The sequence below is a fragment of the Corynebacterium anserum genome (genome assembly GCF_014262665.1).
Taxonomy (GTDB): domain Bacteria; phylum Actinomycetota; class Actinomycetes; order Mycobacteriales; family Mycobacteriaceae; genus Corynebacterium; species Corynebacterium anserum.
In genome coordinates this window covers 63,489-80,287 of the sequence record NZ_CP046883.1, presented here as the reverse complement: position 1 = coordinate 80,287, position 16,799 = coordinate 63,489, and the positions used below count along the sequence as shown (strand labels likewise).

Annotated in this window: 18 protein-coding genes; 7 read left to right on the top strand and 11 right to left on the bottom strand. The window is 54.0% G+C overall.

Features of this window, described 5'->3' with window-relative positions; genetic code table 11:
* Nucleotide 1: 1 nt before the first annotated feature.
* Nucleotides 2-136, bottom strand: coding sequence for a hypothetical protein (locus GP473_RS09540; protein ID WP_281381132.1), 135 nt, complete (start codon nucleotides 134-136; stop codon nucleotides 2-4).
* Between the two features lie 3 nt (nucleotides 137-139).
* On the opposite strand from GP473_RS09540, the gene GP473_RS00345 reads away from it, so the two are divergent.
* Nucleotides 140-868: a LuxR C-terminal-related transcriptional regulator gene (locus GP473_RS00345; protein ID WP_186276931.1), complete on the top strand. Its 729-nt coding sequence runs from the start codon at nucleotides 140-142 to the stop codon at nucleotides 866-868.
* 204 nt (nucleotides 869-1,072) lie between these two features.
* Here GP473_RS00345 and GP473_RS00340 read toward each other — a convergent pair whose 3' ends face one another.
* Both GP473_RS00340 and GP473_RS00335 read right to left on the bottom strand, forming a co-directional pair.
* Complete coding sequence (locus GP473_RS00340; protein ID WP_185770631.1) at nucleotides 1,073-1,369, bottom strand: GlsB/YeaQ/YmgE family stress response membrane protein; 297 nt, start codon at nucleotides 1,367-1,369, stop codon at nucleotides 1,073-1,075.
* A gap of 300 nt (nucleotides 1,370-1,669) precedes the next feature.
* Nucleotides 1,670-2,761: an NAD(P)H-dependent flavin oxidoreductase gene (locus GP473_RS00335; RefSeq protein WP_185770630.1), complete on the bottom strand. Its 1,092-nt coding sequence runs from the start codon at nucleotides 2,759-2,761 to the stop codon at nucleotides 1,670-1,672.
* A gap of 263 nt (nucleotides 2,762-3,024) precedes the next feature.
* On the opposite strand from GP473_RS00335, the gene GP473_RS00330 reads away from it, so the two are divergent.
* Nucleotides 3,025-3,354: a hypothetical protein gene (locus GP473_RS00330; RefSeq protein WP_185770629.1), complete on the top strand. Its 330-nt coding sequence runs from the start codon at nucleotides 3,025-3,027 to the stop codon at nucleotides 3,352-3,354.
* A 146-nt stretch (nucleotides 3,355-3,500) separates the two neighbouring features.
* Here GP473_RS00330 and GP473_RS00325 read toward each other — a convergent pair whose 3' ends face one another.
* On the bottom strand, nucleotides 3,501-3,980 hold the full coding sequence (locus GP473_RS00325) for a flavodoxin family protein (protein WP_186276930.1): 480 nt from the start codon (nucleotides 3,978-3,980) through the stop codon (nucleotides 3,501-3,503).
* Nucleotides 3,981-4,023: 43 nt separating this feature from the next.
* Here GP473_RS00325 and GP473_RS00320 point away from each other — a divergent pair, with 43 nt between their 5' ends.
* Together GP473_RS00320 and GP473_RS00315 are read left to right on the top strand one after the other, a co-directional pair.
* Nucleotides 4,024-4,584: a gamma carbonic anhydrase family protein gene (locus GP473_RS00320; RefSeq protein WP_185770821.1), complete on the top strand. Its 561-nt coding sequence runs from the start codon at nucleotides 4,024-4,026 to the stop codon at nucleotides 4,582-4,584.
* Between the two features lie 31 nt (nucleotides 4,585-4,615).
* On the top strand, nucleotides 4,616-7,273 hold the full coding sequence (locus GP473_RS00315) for an acyltransferase family protein (protein WP_186276929.1): 2,658 nt from the start codon (nucleotides 4,616-4,618) through the stop codon (nucleotides 7,271-7,273).
* 64 nt (nucleotides 7,274-7,337) lie between these two features.
* On the opposite strand, the gene GP473_RS00310 is transcribed toward GP473_RS00315, so the two are convergent.
* Nucleotides 7,338-8,171 carry an NAD-dependent protein deacylase gene (locus tag GP473_RS00310; RefSeq protein ID WP_186276928.1) on the bottom strand — a complete coding sequence of 278 codons (834 nt, stop codon included), beginning with the start codon at nucleotides 8,169-8,171 and terminating at the stop codon, nucleotides 7,338-7,340.
* A 204-nt stretch (nucleotides 8,172-8,375) separates the two neighbouring features.
* Between GP473_RS00310 and GP473_RS00305 the strand changes: the two genes are divergently transcribed.
* A complete protein-coding gene (locus tag GP473_RS00305) occupies nucleotides 8,376-9,149 on the top strand; it encodes an Eco47II family restriction endonuclease (protein ID WP_185770625.1) in 774 nt (257 codons plus the stop codon).
* A 13-nt stretch (nucleotides 9,150-9,162) separates the two neighbouring features.
* Here GP473_RS00305 and dcm read toward each other — a convergent pair whose 3' ends face one another.
* A complete protein-coding gene (dcm, locus tag GP473_RS00300; protein ID WP_185770624.1) occupies nucleotides 9,163-10,410 on the bottom strand; it encodes a DNA (cytosine-5-)-methyltransferase in 1,248 nt (415 codons plus the stop codon).
* A gap of 312 nt (nucleotides 10,411-10,722) precedes the next feature.
* On the opposite strand from dcm, the gene GP473_RS00295 reads away from it, so the two are divergent.
* Nucleotides 10,723-11,046, top strand: a complete 324-nt coding sequence (locus GP473_RS00295; protein WP_185770623.1) for a YbjQ family protein — start codon at nucleotides 10,723-10,725, stop codon at nucleotides 11,044-11,046.
* Nucleotides 11,047-11,100: 54 nt separating this feature from the next.
* On the opposite strand, the gene GP473_RS00290 is transcribed toward GP473_RS00295, so the two are convergent.
* The 5 genes from GP473_RS00290 to GP473_RS00270 all read right to left on the bottom strand — a co-directional run bounded on the left by GP473_RS00290 (nucleotide 11,101) and on the right by GP473_RS00270 (nucleotide 15,838).
* Nucleotides 11,101-11,781 (bottom strand): prolipoprotein diacylglyceryl transferase, encoded by a 681-nt coding sequence (locus GP473_RS00290; RefSeq protein WP_186276927.1) that lies wholly within the window; start codon nucleotides 11,779-11,781, stop codon nucleotides 11,101-11,103.
* 84 nt (nucleotides 11,782-11,865) lie between these two features.
* Complete coding sequence (locus GP473_RS00285; protein WP_185770621.1) at nucleotides 11,866-12,636, bottom strand: SDR family oxidoreductase; 771 nt, start codon at nucleotides 12,634-12,636, stop codon at nucleotides 11,866-11,868.
* 201 nt (nucleotides 12,637-12,837) lie between these two features.
* Nucleotides 12,838-13,827 carry a quinone oxidoreductase family protein gene (locus GP473_RS00280; protein WP_185770820.1) on the bottom strand — a complete coding sequence of 330 codons (990 nt, stop codon included), beginning with the start codon at nucleotides 13,825-13,827 and terminating at the stop codon, nucleotides 12,838-12,840.
* 36 nt (nucleotides 13,828-13,863) lie between these two features.
* Entirely contained in the window at nucleotides 13,864-14,430 is a 567-nt protein-coding gene (locus GP473_RS00275) for a GNAT family N-acetyltransferase (protein WP_185770620.1), read from the bottom strand.
* Between the two features lie 181 nt (nucleotides 14,431-14,611).
* Nucleotides 14,612-15,838, bottom strand: a complete 1,227-nt coding sequence (locus GP473_RS00270) for a cystathionine gamma-synthase (RefSeq protein WP_186276926.1) — start codon at nucleotides 15,836-15,838, stop codon at nucleotides 14,612-14,614.
* A gap of 260 nt (nucleotides 15,839-16,098) precedes the next feature.
* Between GP473_RS00270 and GP473_RS09535 the strand changes: the two genes are divergently transcribed.
* The gene (locus tag GP473_RS09535) at nucleotides 16,099-16,755 is read left to right on the top strand and encodes a sugar O-acetyltransferase (protein WP_281381131.1); all 657 of its coding nucleotides are present in this window, start codon (nucleotides 16,099-16,101) and stop codon (nucleotides 16,753-16,755) included.
* The last annotated feature ends 44 nt before the right edge of the window (nucleotides 16,756-16,799 follow it).

The window sequence follows — 16,799 nt, the reverse complement described above, 5'->3', positions numbered from 1 at the left end:
GTCAATCGAGGATGATCGCTATGCCAACTGCTTCTGATCCCTGCCGCTCCGCAGACTCCGTAGGTTCCGTAAGCCTCAGCGAATCCGTAGACGCCGTACCTGTTGTTTTGTTCGGGTCTTTATTGTCGATGATCATTCCATGTTTCGTGCAGGTGTGCGCGCTGAACTGACCTCCAGCGGCAAAGGCATTGTGGATGTGGTCGGCGAAGCAGGCTCAGTTGCAGAAGCACAGGCTGGGATTGTTGCGTCTGAACCCGATGTGGTGCTGTTGGACGTTCATATGCCGAATGGCGGTGGCCTGGCGGTTCTCCGCAGATGTCGTGAATCACAGTTCGGTGCCCGCTTCCTATGCTTATCCGTCTCAGATTCTGCGGAGGATGTCATTGCTTTGATCCGCGCCGGGGCACGAGGGTATGTCACTAAATCCATCAGCGGGACCGAGCTGGTAGATGCCATTGTTCGCGTCCACTGTGGTGATGCAGTGTTCTCCCCCCGCCTTGCTGGCTATGTGCTCGACGCCTTCTCGTCCGGCTGGTCGCCTTCTTCGTCCGACGCCACCCCTGCTCCCTCAGCTCTCAACGGCGGGCCTACAAAGAGCACCTCGTCCGAGGAGTTGCAGAACAAGGGTGTGCCAGCAGAGGAAGTTGCGGAAGTTCAGGAAGGGGAGAGTCTGTTGGATGATCTCACCAAGCGCGAGCGCGAAGTGTTGCGCCTTTTGGCTCGCGGCTATACCTACCGTGAGATGGCTGAAAAACTATTCATCAGCGTGAAGACTGTGGAAACCCATGTATCGAACATTTTACGTAAGACGCAGCACACGAACCGTCATAGTTTGAGCCGCTGGGTGAGTGACCACAACTTTTCATAATGTCGCCCCGTCGTGGCTTATCATCATGTGTTCACTTCTTGGTTTATCGTCATGTCGCCCCGTCGTGGCTTATCATCATGTGTTCACTTCTTGGTTTATCGTCATGTCGTCACGTTGTGGTTTGGCATGGTGATCGTCACAGCATGCACAAGCGCCCTTCCCCGACAACGGGGAAGGGCGCTTGTCTGTATTGAGCTCTTCTATTTAGCTCTTTTTACCCAGGAACAGCTTGGCGATCCACAGGAAGATGCACGCGCCGATCAGGCAGGTGATGAAGGAGAAGATCCAACCACCGGATCCAACGTCGAAGATGAGCCCAAGGATGAGGCCACCGAGGAAGCCACCGATAATACCGACAACGATGTTGGCCACGATACCCATCTGAGCATCGGTGCCCATGATCTTGGAGCCGATCCAGCCAGCCAGACCACCGATGATGATCCAACCGAGGAAACCAAGCGGAGGAACAGAAGAGCTTGCTGCGAGAATCAAAGTATCCATGCCTCAATGTCTACATGAGACTGCAAGAGCATGACTAAAAGTAGTTAGAAATATCCTCAGGTTAAGCCCTGTAGCGGATTTTCTAATACCCCCGGATAATTAAGGAGAAAATACCAGCTTATTAGCGCTTAACACCCCATATTGGGAACATGTCACCTGTCTAATGGGGGTAGCGAAAAACTTTTTTCAGAAATTTCTCATTTTTCACTACTCACGGCTGTTTTAGAGGTCAAGGGTGTCGTTTTATTTCTCAGCAATCTCTACGCTTTTGGTAAACAAAATACCCTCGCACGGGTGCCCCTAAAGCTCGCGCCGTAGAAGACGCGTTGCTTCTGCTGCGAACTTGTTCACCACATCACCGGCCGCCTGCTGCTGGACAAGCATCCCAATACCTTGCCCAGCATGCAACTTAATGTCATCCGCGAAGTCCCCACCGGGTGCGCGTGCAACGATAAGCTCCTCGTCCGTAACCTCACCATTACGCGACATCTCCGCGTACACATCCGTAAATCCATTAGCCACTGTGCGGGTAGGCCATTTCTCCGTATCCCAGGCTTGCTGCTCTGCGCGATCATAAATGTCGGTGAGGAGCGTCTGTTTACTACTGGCCTTGATCGCCGCCGCTCGCAATTCCTCAGACCCCAGAGCCTCCGGACTGGCGAGAAGGGCGGTGCCTATCCACGCGGCGTCCGCACCCGCCGCCAAAGCCGCAGCGACTCCGCGACCAGAGCAGATACCACCGGCCACGGCCGTGGGAATACCCGGCGCATTGAGCATGAGGTAGTCCAACACTTGCTGCATCAACGGCATAGTTCCAATGTGGCCTGTGTGGCCACCCGCATCCGTACCCTGGATGCAGATTGCATCAACCTCCGCGGCCACTGCCTGACGCACTTGTTCAATGTCATTGACGGGTACCACCACAGAGATCCCATACTCCTGAGCTTGCTGCGCATATCCCGTAGGATCACCGAAACCCAGGCTCACCACTTTCGGCCGAGCGTCCAGCACCGCCTGCCACACCTCGGGCTTGTCTTTGATGCTCCACAGCATCACACCGATACCAAAGTTGCCATGGGGCTCAGCTACGGCGTCAACACTGCCTTGTTCGTTGTGTTTCTCCCCCGATTCTGTGGGGCGGAGGATGCGGTGGGCAGCATCGTGCTCAGCACGCGCAGTTGGTCGGGTTCCTTCGCGAGCGATGCGAGCATTGTCCTTCACCCATTGAGCTGTTGTGTTGCCCCCGACTCCAAACATTCCTAGCCCCCCGGCGCGGGATACTGCTGCTGCCAATTCTCCCCCGGAACGTCCAGCCATCGGTGCGCCGATGATTGGCACGTCGATATCCCATAGTCGAGTGAGGCGAGTACTAAGTACTGGATTGTTCACCATGAATGTGTCGCTCTCCTTCGCGCGGGTTCACCGCACAATCGTGGTCGATGGAAGTTGATCGGTGGTCATCGATGTTTCGTTGGTCGTCATCGATAGATTCTCGATGTGGAGATGATCGGTTGAATGGTTATCCCTATCGAAAAACGATCGTACATAGGCTCTGCCTGCGTAGCACCTCATGTGATCGCATCGTTATGGACCTCTACGGATCATCACAGGCGCTACCCATGTCTCCCACCTCCGCACAGTTATATGGTGGAACCATGAGTTCTCAAAGCATCAATATCAAGCCTGCTCAAGACGTCAATACGGCAGCCGTTGTCGCCACCGGATTGGTAGGCGGTTGGCTTACCGCTCGTGAAACTGGCATCCGACCCTTGGGTGGGGTTCTCCTGGCCGCAGCTGGCGGTTGGGCTGCCCGTTCGTGGAATGCAAAGGCGGGAGCAGGCACTGCCGCCGGCCTCACCGCCGCCTACATCGCCGCGTTCGGTCTCTCCCACCCTCTAGCGAAGAAAATCGGTTCGTGGCCCTCTGTCCTCTCCGTCACCGGCGCCGTTGCAGGTGCTGCCTATCTTCTATCCGACGCCAAATAACCCCCAGATAGTCCCCGGATAGTCCCCGGTCAGTACCCAGACGGCCGCCCCCATGGGACACCCTCCTCTTAAGTACCCTCCGCTACTCCCACGGGATACCAACCGAGCACCCTAACCGAACAACCGGAGCTCGTCTACTGAACGCCCTACTGAACGAGAGCCCCCACCACAGCTTGAGCCATATCACGTAGCTCGGTGGTGTGGGGCTCCACTTCTCCCACAAATTCAATGGGCGGAACCACCGGAGACCACCCATAACCGGTAGTGATGGAACGCATGACCTTGGAGGCGCCGGTAGTGTCATAGCCTCCGCGGATCCACCAGCTCATTGGCAGACCTTTCAGATCCTCTCCGATCTCCATGAAGGTGGAATCGAAGTAATGCTTGAGAGCCCCCGAAATGTAGCCGAAGTTAGCGGTGGTGCCAAAAATAATGGCATCCGCATCGCGTAACTGTCCTACGCTCGGTTCTAGAGCGTTAACCTCCGTCACATCGATCATGTCGCTGGAGTCACCGGCCACTTCATTGACTTGCCGAGCGGCTTCCCTCGTGGCGTCGAGAACAAGAGAGGCCACACCGCGGGTGGTATCGGTTGGGGAATGATGGACGACAAGAATCGTAGACATGAATCCCACCATAACCCGCGGCGTGGACGCTAGCATCAACACCATGAGTCAGCGAACACCGATCATTCTTCCCTACGAGGGAAAAATACCGCGCATCCACCGCAGCGCATACATAGCACCGAACGCAGTAATCATTGGTGACGTGGAAATTGGACCGGACGCATCCGTATTCTATGGCTGCGTGCTGCGAGGAGATGTAGGCAAGATCCGGGTGGGTGCTCGCACAAATATTCAAGATAATTCGGTGCTCCACACCGAAGCACACACCCCTTGCATCCTCGGCGATGACGTCACCGTGGGTCACCTCGCGCTCGTGCATGCAGCGCAGGTGGGCAACGGCACCCTCGTGGGCATGAAATCGGCTCTGCTCACCGGTTCTGTCATTGGGGAAGGCAGCCTCATAGCCGCCGGAGCCGTGGTGCTCGAAGGCCAAGAAATTCCCCAAGGCTCCCTAGCCGCGGGTATCCCCGCGAAGGTGCGGCGTCAACTCAGCCCAGAAGAATCTCGGGGTTTCATCACCCACGCTGCAAAATATGTTGTCACAGCTAACCAGCAGGTAGATACGGAAAAATCTCTTCCACTCGCGAGTGTCCACTTCGACTAAAAGCCTCGTAGTGAACTAGGCTAGTTCCGTTATGGCTAAGGCAGCTAGCTCGAATTTTCGCACCGACATCGAGGGACTTCGCGGACTCGCGATCACCCTCGTTGTATTTTTCCATGTTTTCGTTGGCAAAGTATCAGCAGGTGTGGACGTCTTCCTGCTGCTCGGAGGTATTTTCTTCTTCAGCAGCCAGTTAGCGAACGCCCGCAATAAAAACGGACTGACGTTTCTCCAATCGCTGATGCGCATCATCAGACGCCTATTCCCACTGCTGGCGGTAGTGGTAGCCGCCACCCTGGCCGGTAGCTTGTTCGTGATGAATAAGCTGGTGCATTCCACAATGGCAGAAGATGCCCTGGCGGCACTCGGCTACTACATCAACTGGCAGTTAGCATTTTCCGGGCGCGAGTACACCAGTGTGCGCGATACCGTCAGCCCGTTCCAGCACCTGTGGTCAATGTCCGCCCAGTTGCAGATTTACGCCGCCTCTCTCGTAGTGGTGGTGCTCATCGCCTTCATTTTCCGTAAGTTCTCCAGGGCGGCGCTCCTCGTTGTACTGACAGCTGCCACAGTATTGTCATTCATTTACGCCTGCGTTCTACATGGCGACGACCAATCGTTGAACTACTACTCCACTGTGAGCCGTTTCTGGGAAATTGGTCTCGGTGGACTGTTGGGCATGCTATTGCTACGCCGCGGTTCCGATGGACGGCCTCTAGTTCCCCCGATGGGCCGCGTTCCTCGGTGGATCTTAGGCATTGTGGGTCTGTGCGCCATCATCGGCACGGGTATTTTTCTAGATGGTGCCCATCAATTCCCCGGACCGTGGACGTTGATTCCACTAATCGGCGCCACGCTCGTTGTGCTGGCAGGCACTGGTGGTCAGCCAGTGGGTGTGACCCGTCTATTGGAAACTCCTCTGTTCCAATTCTTGGGGCGCATTTCCTACGCTCTCTACTTGTGGCACTGGCCAATTCTGGTGCTCGTTGTTGCCTACATGGGCCAGTCTACAGCTTCTAACCCTGCAGAGGCCACTGATCCGGGTGTGAGTGGAACTTCCGTCAAACCTATCGTGGGAATCGGCGTGATGTGTGTCTCCGTCGCGCTGGCATGGATCACTGCGAAGATTGTGGAGAAACCACTACGCCAAGAGCGCAAACCGTCCCGTAGTTGGATATTGATTAACCCGCGCTACTGGTGGAATTCACTGAAGATCTGGCCTAAGACTGTCTACGCTGTGGTGATCCTTTTACTGGCCGGCATGGTGGTGGCCTCTCCGGGTGTAATTGAACGACGCACCCAAGCGGTCTCTGCGGATCTCGCTGCCGCTGCACAGAACCGCAGCCTTTACCCTGGTGCCGGGGCGTTCTTGTACAACCAGCGCGCACCTGAGGGCCTACCGTTGGCTCCTGCTCTGGATGATTTTGACGGAATGTTACCGCCTTCACAGACAGACGGTTGCTACATTGGCTTCGATTCTGCCCTGATGGTGACGCACAAAAATTTCAACGAGTCCCCCGAGGAATGCGCATATGGCGATGTCAATTCGCAGCGGACACTGTACGCAGTAGGTGGGTCCCACTCCGAACACCTGATCCCAGCGCTGGATATCATGGGAAAAAATCTGGGCATTAAGATCAAGCCACTGATCAAGATGGGCTGTCCTCTGGGTTCCACCATCCCGAAGTACACGGGCGAAGACTACCCTAGTTGCCGCGAATGGTCAGATTTCACTATCAATCACATCCTTCAGTTTCCTCCGACTGAGGGCGTCATCATGACCGGTACACGGCCTTCTTCTTATCGAGGCACAGGGCCGGAGGTGGTACCTGAAGAGTATGTGGATACTGTGCGCCGTTTCAGTGAGGCAGGCATTCACTCTTATTTGGTTCGCGATAACGCCTGGATCCAACAGCATGATCAACCTTTGAACCAGTTGAACGTCCGCAAGTGTGTGAGTGAGTCTCTGGATGGGACATACGAAGGTGCAGATCATGAGCTCTTCACCGGTGCTGCGGATCCGGATGCCCCTACCACCGAAGAGCTCGAAAAGATTAACGAAATCTGCGGAACTGTTGTGGAACGTTCATTGTTGCCCGTATCCCCTCAGTACCAGGCCTATCAGGGGTTGGATGTTTCTCATATCGATTTAACCAATGCCTACTGCCGTGATGGACGCTGCCCCGCTGTGATCGGCAACGTTCTGGTATACCGCGATGGTCATCATTTCACTAATCTCTTCGCCCAAACCCTAGCTCCGGAGTTACAGCGCCAATACGAGCTAGGCGCAGACAACCCGCCACTTCCTCCATTGCAACCGTTCGAGACTTTCCCTGACGTCCCTGAACAGGTACAAAATGGAGCTGTTCCAGGCACCAAGCTGGACGGTGCGGCGGGTGAAGATGCCCCGGCTAATCCTGGGCTGAATCAGGTGCCAGACGCGCCGAAATCCGGCCGTATTCTTGGTGAGCTCGGCCCTGACGTGTGGTCTAATGTCGAATCGGAAGATTCCGCTCCAGCAGGCAATAACACTGGTGGTGCCACCGCCGGGGGAGCGGCGGGCGAAGCGCCAGCTTCAACTAAAGCGCCGCAGCAGACACCGCCAACCAGTCCTTATGGACCGTTGAAGCCGTATTGGGATCCGTCGGTGAACAAGTATTACGACCCTAATACGGGCTACTATCTTCCCTAGCTACCGGTCACTCCCTTTGCTAGCGTTAGCTCTTCCTTGCCCTAGCGCTAGCTCCTCCTTTTTGCTAACTGCTAGCCCCTCCCTCCATTGCGGCGATGAGAGCAGGCACCCCGCGCGCAGCGGTTGTTCTTATCGACCAGGTGGCCAGACTCGTGAGATCGGTGCGATCAGGGCTGATCTCGATGATGGGAATTGATGCCTCGGCTGCTAAGGCGGGGAGCCCAGCGGCAGGCCAGATCACTCCCGAGGTACCTATGATGATCACCACGTCAGCGGATCGCATTGAGTGTTCAGCTGCGATCCATTCTTTGTGTGGGAGTGATTCGCCAAACCAGACCACACCGGGTCTAATCGGATTACCACACAGTGAGCATTGAGGCGGGACGATGCGTTCGACTTGTTCTTCGGGCAGCTCGGGTGTGCGGGCTGGTTTACTGCAAATGGAGCAACGGTAGGCGAAGAGACTTCCATGCAGGTGGGCTATATTTGCGCGCGGTTGTTTCGCATCGTCGAATGCGCGCTCGTGGAGGTCGTCGATGTTCTGTGTCGTGATGTGAAGGTCGACGCCATTTCGTCCCGCCCATTGGGCGATCGCGAGGTGCCCCGGGTTCGGCTTCGCACGGCGGCAGAGAGTACCGCGCCAGAGATACCAAGCGAGCATGGGGTCAGGGTCACGTGCCCAGGAATCGATAGTGGCCGTGGCTTGTGGGTCGACATGAGACCAAATACCGGTTTGTGCATCGCGAAAAGTGTCCAGGCCGGAATCTTTGCTCATACCAGCACCAGTGAAAACCTCTACTTTTTGCGCCTGACGAATGGTGTTGATAAGTCTGCGGGGCAGTAACCGGAAAAGCTCAGCGGTGGAGGAAGTGCAGGGAAACTCGATAACGTTGGTCATGTTTCCAGGGTAATTGGGTCAGCGACACGGGTAGGACACAACGAACCGCACGATTGGTCTTCAGCTGAGCGTGATAGCCGTACTTGAACCCGGGGTCAAGAGACATCCTTGCTATTAGTACTGGTAGATTAACTATTATAACCAAAACTCTGGTTCGCACCAGAGAGCCATCCAGTCATCAATGCTAAGGAGTTATCGCACATAATGTCAGAAAATAATTATGATCTCACATGGATTTCTGAAGAGAAGCTCATCGAAATCACTAAGAAATCTTTTGCAAAAGCTTTGAAAGAAGTTAAGAAAAGGGAGGTCGATAAACTACAAACAGATCCGACTTTACTAATCGCCTTGAACTCTTTTTTGAATATATCTCCCGAAGAACTAGATCGTATTCAAATTAGCGTTAGTATCGTAAAGTCATTACAAAATGCGATAGGCAATTTCCATCAGTCCATTCTAGGAAGTATTGAGGGATGGAGAAGCACTGGCACTTCAGGGGGCGTGTTCGATATCGAATCCATCAAACCAGTTCAGCTTGCGCAGGATCGAAAGGTTATTGCGGAGGTGAAAATGCGGCATAACACTATTAAAGCGAGTGATGAGTGTAAGACCTGGGATAAGTTAAAAGAAGCTGCAGCATCACGTGGTGGAGTAAGGGAATGTGTCGCCTATATCATTCAAATTATTCCAAAGAAACCTGAACCATATGATGAACCATGGAAAGTCTCAAACCGACAGGCAGTTCCTTATGTACGTCGAATCGATGGGCGTACGGCATATCATCTGATAACTGGTGATCCGAATGCTATCGACGACTTACTCCATACGCTACCTTTTATATTCAAGAAGGTACTTTCCGAAGAGACTTCACTAGCCTCTGAAGAGATCAGTGAGAAAATACCCGAGGATTATCTCAATAAAGCATTATTAGCTGCACTACCGAAAACCTCTGCTCTAGATACTACGCAGAGCGAATAGCACTTGGTCTATTTTAAATCAGGTCTGCTTCCTGGAGAGCCGGCACTGCCTTTTGCTCTTCGTGTGTATCTAAAGTTTTTCCCTCTAGCATTGCTCTAAGACCAGTGCCAACGTGGAAAGCTAGGTTCACCGGTACCGCATTACCAATTTGCTTGTACTGTTGAGAAACGCTTCCTTGGAACGTCCATTCGTCCGGAAAAGATTGAATTCTAGCGTACTCCCTAACGTTTAGCGGTCTGGTCTTACTCGGGTGACAACGCTCTGTCTGTTTCTGTGCTGGATTACAAGTCAAAGTCAAGGAAGGTTCGTCCCAAGACAGCCTACGAGCTAAACCTGTCTTTCCTCCACCGAGGTAATAACTTGCCTTCATATAGGCTCTTTGGTCTTCGTCTTTAAGGTCGCGCCAGTTTCCTCCCTCCGGAACCTTATCCATTATTTTAAATTTCCATTCGTTATATACCATTCCCGGCCCTTCGGGAACATCTGAAATCGAATCCTTGAGCGATACGGTGTAGTCCTTCTCTTTAGGGAATAATATAGGATAATCTAAATCATTCCTGACAGCAATGATTATTAAACGTTCTCTTTTTTGAGGAACATCAAGGTACTGTGCCCTTATCATTTTATAAGCCACTCGGTAACCAATATCCTGAAGTTGCTTAAGCATAGTCTTTAGAGTTCGCCCACCATCATGATTGACTAACCCTCTGACATTTTCCCCCATAGCGATCTCGGGACGTAATTCACTCACAATTCTAGCAAATTCATGAAATAGAGTTCCTCTAGTATCCGCAAACCCAAGTTTATTTCCAGCGTAGCTAAATGCTTGACAAGGAAAACCGCCTTCAACAAGGTTTACTTTTCCCTCTAAGTCTGGAAATGATATTTCGTGAATATCACCCTCAATTACATTCCAATGTGGGCGATTCACTCGCAAGGTATCCGCAGCCCATTTATCAATTTCATTGACCGCAAGATGGCGAAACCCAGCGTTTTCTAACCCGAGGGCGGTACCTCCAGCTCCCGCAAATAAGTCCACTGCTGTAAATTTACTGACTGGGTTCTTTAGAATAGTATACCGATATCCGCTAGGTTCGCCGTTTAGCTTTCGATACAAACGATTGATTTCTTCGAAATCAAACTCTCTGTAATTAGCAGAATTCCGCTGAGATTTTATAAGCCCCTTCTTTTCCCAACGACGAATCGTATCCACTGATACATCGAGCTTTTCAGCCGCTTCCGAGATTTGAAGTTTGACCATTCTCTCTTCCTACTTTCATGGTAACCCTTACCCTATGCATTGGTTACCATACAGTGCACCAGCATCAGATGTAAACCATCTGCCAACGCTCTCGATTTTCGAGGATAGCCGTGACCGCGATATTTCCAATATCGAACTAATGTTCGATTTATCTAATATTGTTCGGATTGTCCCGCGTCGTATGCACCCGAAACACAGTCGGTTGTCGCTTAGTCACCGTGGCCAACGCCGGTGTACGCATCACCACGCGTAAGATTAGACGCATAGTCCCATCCATCTCATCTGGCAGCGCAAGACCATAGGAGCACCTGCATGATCGTCACCACAACCAATACCGTTGAGGGCTACAAGATCGACCAATACATTCGTGTCGTCGCTGGCGAAACAATCGTCGGTATCAATATGTTTAAGGACATCGGCGCTAGTTTTCGTAATATCGTCGGCGGGCGTGCTGGCTCTTACGAGGGCGAGGTTCTCCAAGCCCGTGAAGCGGCCCTCGGTGAAATGGTGCAACGTGCTATCGAGCTCGGCGCTAACGGTGTAGTCGGTGTGGACATCGACTATGAATCACTCGGCCAAGGGGGCATGGTTATGGTTACTGCATCCGGAACCGCCGTATCGCTGAGCCAAGCTTAATGGCCAGGCCAGTGGTTTGAATTTGGGGGTTCTAATGGCTTTATTGTCCAGCGTTTAAAAAGAACCGCCCATCATGAAAAAACCCAGTAAACCTGCAATTGCCAGGCTGAAGATCACCCCAACGGTAGTCTCAAAAACAAGCCCGCGGCTAAGCCTCCGGGTGCTGGGTGCAGTCTCTTGTTTCTTCTCAATCTGAGTGCTCTGCACCTTCTGCGCCTCAACTAAAGCAGAGGGTTGCAGCTTCTCTTCCGGCTTAGACTCCTGAGGTTTCGGCTTTGCTTCAGCCTTTGGTTTCTCACCCAGTGGTTTTTCTTCTGCCTTTGGTTTCTTGGCCTCTTGTGCGTCTTCCTCCTTTGGTCCCCCAGGGTGCGGCTTCCCCTCTACCTTGGGATCCTTTGATGCCTTTGCCTCCGCCTTTGACGAAGAGCCAGACGTGGCAGGAGCAATCACTTCCCCTACCTTCGGCGCTCCTGGAGCGTTACCGGCAACCACACCAGAACGTTCAATCTTCACCGTAGAACCGCTGGATTTCTCTTCAGCAGGCTTTCCCTCCCCTCCCGCTGTTTTCGCTGCACCAACAACAGCGGGCTTCTCCACAGAAATCTCACCGGCTTTCTTCACTGCCGAGCTGTGCGCCGCCGGGCGATTAGCCGGCCTAGCCACCGGCTTAATGTGGGTAGGCGAAACCTTGATCGCCTTTTCTTCGCTAGGTTTCGAGGACTTGCGTTTCCACATGATCCCCAACTTTACCGCAGCCCTCAAAGCTTACCGTCCATCCAGACCGAAGCTTGATAAGCGAATCCCCTACCCACCGAGCGCCTATACCTGATCCAACGGCTTAATCAATATGGTTTCCACGTCCATGTGCCGTGGCCGTGACGCCAACCATCGCACCGTCTCACCCATATCATCAGCCACAAGATTCAACACATCAGCGTAGACCGCAGCAGCTTTTTCTTCATCGCCCTTGAAGCGGTTGAGGGAGAAATCCGTAGCAACTCGGCCTGGATCCAGTTGGCAGACACGCACCCCATACTCAGCAAACTCCATGCGCATCACGTCTGTCAACGCCGTCTCACCGAACTTAGCAGCGTTATATCCGGCTCCGCCACGGTAGGCGGCGCGCCCGGCCATAGACACCACGTTGATTACCTGCGGTGCATCGGTAGCCTTCAACAGATCAAACAGCGCTCGGGTCACCTGCAAGGTACCCATCACATTCGTTTCGTACATCCATCGCCAGTCGTCACTGTTGGCGTCGAGAACCGAATCGAGACCACGCGCCCCACCCGCGTTATTAACCAACAAGTCCAGCTTGCCACCGGTAATCTCTTTGAGCTGCTTAGCGAAGGAATCGATGGAGTTCTGGTCTGTCACATCCAGAGGCAGAACACTCGCCGTACCACCCTCATTCTCAATGCGTGCCGCCACCTCGTGCAGCTTATCCTCTCGGCGAGCAGCCAGCACCACATGCCAACCATCAGCTGCAAGAAACTCGGCGGCAGACGCACCAATACCGGCGCTCGCACCGGTGACAACAGCCACACGATCGGCAGTGTTCAGGGACTCATAACGGTTCTTGATGCTCATGGAGCCCATCGTAGTAAGCAACCCCGCCCTGTGGGGAGAAGATTGTGAGGAAAAGATGCAGAGAAGATGCAGTCAACTTCGCTGCAGAACCGGCTACCTCACAGCCACACCGCCCCCGCGGAAAAGAAAATCCCCGCAAAGGGGCACAGGGGTCAAAAGAGACAGTAAGAATGCCCACGAGGGAGCTAGTACACAACGAGATTAGGGGATCAGCACCACAGAACCGGTAGTTTTGCGACCCTGCAAGTCCTCATGTGCTTTCCGGGCATCTGCCAATGGATAGGTGGCCCCCACGTTCACCTTCAGCACACCCTCGTTGATCAACCGTAGAATTTCCCCTGCACGCATAGCGAACTCGCCCTTCCGGGACGTCCACGCGTTAATGCCCGGGCGAGTGAGGAACAAGCTGCCGTGTTTATTCAAAATCTGGGGATCAATGGGATCCACCGGTCCACTCGCGGCACCGAACAAGCACATCACTCCCGTTGGGCGGATACACTCCAAACTGGTGGCGAAAGTGGTGGCTCCCACACCGTCGTACACCACATCTACCCCCACCCCACCGGTGAGTTCACGCACGCGGTCACCGGAATACTCCTCGTAACGCAGCACATGATCCGCGCCAGCCGCCGTCGAGATCTCTTCTTTGGCGTCGTTGCTGACCAGAGAAATCACCGTGGCGCCCAGGTACTTAGCCAGCTGAGTGAGTAGCTGTCCCACGCCCCCTGCACCTGCTGTGATCACACACGTGGACCCCTCCTCTAACGGGTAGACACCCCGCGCCAAATAATGCGCTGTAATCCCCTGTAATGTCACCGACGCCGCAACTTCCTTATCCATACCTTCCGGTACTTCCACCACACGGTCTGCCCGCACGAGGCAGTACTCAGAGTAGGTGCCACCGATGGCGTCGCAAAACGCTACGCGCGAGCCCACCGGCGGAAAGTCTTCCTCAGTCTTGTTCACGGATGAAGGGCCATGAGCAACAACCTCGCCCACACCCTCTTGGCCGGGGATAAATGGCAGCTCCGCGGGGTACAGTCCCTCGCGGAAATAGGTATCGATGAAATTCACCCCCGTGGCTTCCAGACGAACCAGAACCTGCCCCGGAGCAGGAACAGGAACCTCAATCTCATGCTCCACCTGGAGAACCTCGGGGCCGCCATGAGCACGCTGGCGGATCGCTGTCATGTGCTGTGGAAGATCAACCATGACACCAATCGTAAACTACTCACCTTCATAGGCAGCGGGGAATCTCACAGTGCCCTGTGGCAATTTCTCACCGTCGAGGGACAGAGCTTGGAAAGCATCGGCATCATGGCCTGGGTAAACCAGAGTCTCTGCCTTAGAGAAACCAAACCGAGCAAAGAAGTCTACGTCTCCGTAGACCACCACGCCTTTGGCACCAAGTCCGTGCAAGGCTCCAATCGCATGATTGACCAGTGCAGAGCCGTGTCCTGCGCTCTGCAAATCCGGGAGCACAGCCACGGGACCAAGTGCATACACGCCATCAATCTTGGTCTTCCCATCCTCAGCAGTGACCTCCACGGGGAATACGGCGATGTGCCCCACCGGACGGCCTTCATTAATGGATACGAAACTAAACGTCAGATCCCCATCGTTGCGTAGCTTCTCCACCACGAAGCTCTGGTGACCGTCGCCGTCAGGGAGGTCTGCGAAGGCCTGCATAACCAACGCGTTAATCACGCCAACCTCCGCTTTACGCTCCGGGCGAATGTGCGTCACATGAGTCGGATCAAATGCCAGATTTGTGTTCTCATTTGGATCAGCCATACACCCACGTTACTCCCATTACCCCGCACCCGCTGCCTATGGGCAATCAGGCTTTTGCCACGCTGCCGCCGCACGTCAGCTGGCTCACAAAGCTCAATCACGCGCAATCCCAGAGGCAGGGTCACCCGTCTCAGGACGCTATAGTGACGCCGTGGTGACACCGCGATCGTGGGGAGTAGTGTTAGGACGAACCCAGGGATTCAAGAGCAGTATCCAAGTCCGCGATCAAGTCCTCTACATTCTCGATACCAACAGAGATACGCACCAGATCCCGTGGAACTTCCAGTTGAGAACCTGCTACAGACTGATGCGTCATCGTCGCAGGATGTTCCAGTAAGGACTCCACCCCACCCAGGCTCTCTGCAAGGCAAATGAGATTGGTGGATTGTACGAACTTCAGTGCAGTGGCCTCGTCCCGCAAACGGATGGAAACCATTCCTCCAAAACCTTTACCGGTGGACTGCTTTTTGGCCACCTCGTGGCCCGGATGGGACGGTAAGCCCGGGTACAGTACCTCTACGACCTCGTTCCGGGCAGCCAAATACTCCGCGATTATCTGTGCGTTGGAACAGTGACGGTCCATCCGTACGCCGAGGGTTTTCACTCCACGAGCCGTGAGATACGCATCGAAAGGGCTAGCGATAGGTCCAGCTCCGCCCAGCAGAAAGTCGAGTTGTTCGTCTAGCTGTGAGTCGTTGGACACCACCGCACCACCCACAACGTCCGAGTGGCCGCCAATGTACTTCGTTGTGGAATGCAAAACCACATCCGCGCCCAGCTCCAACGGACGTTGTAGGTACGGGCTAGCAAATGTGTTGTCGACGATGAGCTTTGCGTTGGCGCTCTGTACTGCGTTACTGGTCTTTATTACCGACGCCACCGCTGCGATGTCCGTTATGGCGAGCAGCGGATTCGTTGGCGTCTCGATCCACACCAGCTTCGTGTTGGGTTGAATCGCGGCGCCCACCTGCTCTGGTTTGGTGGTGTCCACCACGGTGAATTCCACCCCCCAATCCGCAAACACCGAAGCGATCAGCCGATATGTACCTCCATAGGCGTCGTGCCCCATGATCAAGTGATCACCGGGACGAAGCAGTGCTCGCAACAGCAGGTCAGTGGCAGCCATCCCCGAGCCAAAGATCTTGCCGTACTGGGCACCTTCAAGTGCGGCGATTGTATTCGCGAGAGAAACGACGGTCGGATTTGCCACCCGCCCATATTCAAAACCTCCGCGAAGGTCATTCGGAGCGTTTTGTGCAAAAGTCGTGGAAGCGTAAATGGGGATGTTGATAGACCCCATAGACTCATCGGGTTCATAACCGGCGTGGATGGCCGCAGTATCAAAGCCACCGCCGCACTTCGTGATGTCGTCACCGTGGCGAGTTGTGTCGCTGATGTGATCGGTCATGTCTCTCGTCATTCTCCTTGAAGGTGGTTGTTACCGTCTCCACGGTGGAAACACTCCACCCAGAATAGACCAAGCTGTTCACTTTTGTGCATTCCTTTGGCACATCCGACGGCGTAAGACATCACTGTGGCCATCCGCGCGCACAAAAGCTCACTTTGCCCGATCCCACATCAATGTTGTGCAGCAATGGCCATCCGCGCGCACAAAAGCTCACCGCTCTGTCCATTCTCGCCCGTCCACCTTCTGGAACAATGGCACGCATGAACACTCCCGGAAACGTGTCACGCAAGCTAACCGAAGAACTGAAACTCACACCAGAGGAGCTGACTGCACGCGTCGATAAGGAAAAAGAAGACAACCCGCAGGCCATGCTCGCACGCATGAACGCCGGGTTGCTCTATCACGCGAGCGACCCGCACATCCAGGAATTGAGCTTGCGCGGGAAGTCCTCTGCTCAACAATTCAATCGCCTGGATCTCACCGACACAGACAGCCGCGAGGCAACCCTCGAATCATTACTGGCTACCTATCCCCGGTCAGCAACAATCATGGCGCCGCTTACGGTAGATTACGGCCACAACATCCATATCGGAGAAAACGTCTTTATCAACTTCGACGCAATCTTCCTGGACATCTGCCCGATCACGATCGGCAACGACTGCCAAATCGGTCCTCGGGCACAATTCCTCGCAGCGTTACACCCCATGGATAATCACGCACTCCGAGCATCCGGCTGGGAATATGGAGCACCTATCACCATCGGTGACAATGTGTGGCTCGGCGGGGGTGTAACGATATGCCCCGGCGTAAGCATTGGGAACAACAGTGTCATTGGCGCAGGAAGCGTAGTGACACGCGATATTCCTGATCATTGTTTTGCCGCAGGCACTCCAGCAAAGGTGATGAGGAAACTCTAAAAAGAACGAGGAACTCAGTGGTAATTTTTTCCTCTACGGTTTTC

What these genes read in the sequence shown, in the direction of transcription:
- GP473_RS00270 (WP_186276926.1), bottom strand. Translation starts at nt 15,838, where the DNA reads ATGACCGATCACATCAGCGACACAACTCGCCACGGTGACGACATCACG.
- GP473_RS00275 (WP_185770620.1), bottom strand. Translation starts at nt 14,430, where the DNA reads ATGGCTGATCCAAATGAGAACACAAATCTGGCATTTGATCCGACTCAT.
- GP473_RS00290 (WP_186276927.1), bottom strand. Translation starts at nt 11,781, where the DNA reads ATGTGGAAACGCAAGTCCTCGAAACCTAGCGAAGAAAAGGCGATCAAG.
- GP473_RS00280 (WP_185770820.1), bottom strand. Translation starts at nt 13,827, where the DNA reads ATGACAGCGATCCGCCAGCGTGCTCATGGCGGCCCCGAGGTTCTCCAG.
- GP473_RS00295 (WP_185770623.1), top strand. Translation starts at nt 10,723, where the DNA reads ATGATCGTCACCACAACCAATACCGTTGAGGGCTACAAGATCGACCAA.
- GP473_RS00335 (WP_185770630.1), bottom strand. Translation starts at nt 2,761, where the DNA reads ATGGTGAACAATCCAGTACTTAGTACTCGCCTCACTCGACTATGGGAT.
- GP473_RS00330 (WP_185770629.1), top strand. Translation starts at nt 3,025, where the DNA reads ATGAGTTCTCAAAGCATCAATATCAAGCCTGCTCAAGACGTCAATACG.
- GP473_RS09535 (WP_281381131.1), top strand. Translation starts at nt 16,099, where the DNA reads ATGAACACTCCCGGAAACGTGTCACGCAAGCTAACCGAAGAACTGAAA.
- GP473_RS09540 (WP_281381132.1), bottom strand. Translation starts at nt 136, where the DNA reads ATGATCATCGACAATAAAGACCCGAACAAAACAACAGGTACGGCGTCT.
- GP473_RS00325 (WP_186276930.1), bottom strand. Translation starts at nt 3,980, where the DNA reads ATGTCTACGATTCTTGTCGTCCATCATTCCCCAACCGATACCACCCGC.
- GP473_RS00345 (WP_186276931.1), top strand. Translation starts at nt 140, where the DNA reads ATGTTTCGTGCAGGTGTGCGCGCTGAACTGACCTCCAGCGGCAAAGGC.
- GP473_RS00315 (WP_186276929.1), top strand. Translation starts at nt 4,616, where the DNA reads ATGGCTAAGGCAGCTAGCTCGAATTTTCGCACCGACATCGAGGGACTT.
- GP473_RS00310 (WP_186276928.1), bottom strand. Translation starts at nt 8,171, where the DNA reads ATGACCAACGTTATCGAGTTTCCCTGCACTTCCTCCACCGCTGAGCTT.
- GP473_RS00285 (WP_185770621.1), bottom strand. Translation starts at nt 12,636, where the DNA reads ATGAGCATCAAGAACCGTTATGAGTCCCTGAACACTGCCGATCGTGTG.
- GP473_RS00320 (WP_185770821.1), top strand. Translation starts at nt 4,024, where the DNA reads ATGAGTCAGCGAACACCGATCATTCTTCCCTACGAGGGAAAAATACCG.
- GP473_RS00340 (WP_185770631.1), bottom strand. Translation starts at nt 1,369, where the DNA reads ATGGATACTTTGATTCTCGCAGCAAGCTCTTCTGTTCCTCCGCTTGGT.
- dcm (WP_185770624.1), bottom strand. Translation starts at nt 10,410, where the DNA reads ATGGTCAAACTTCAAATCTCGGAAGCGGCTGAAAAGCTCGATGTATCA.
- GP473_RS00305 (WP_185770625.1), top strand. Translation starts at nt 8,376, where the DNA reads ATGTCAGAAAATAATTATGATCTCACATGGATTTCTGAAGAGAAGCTC.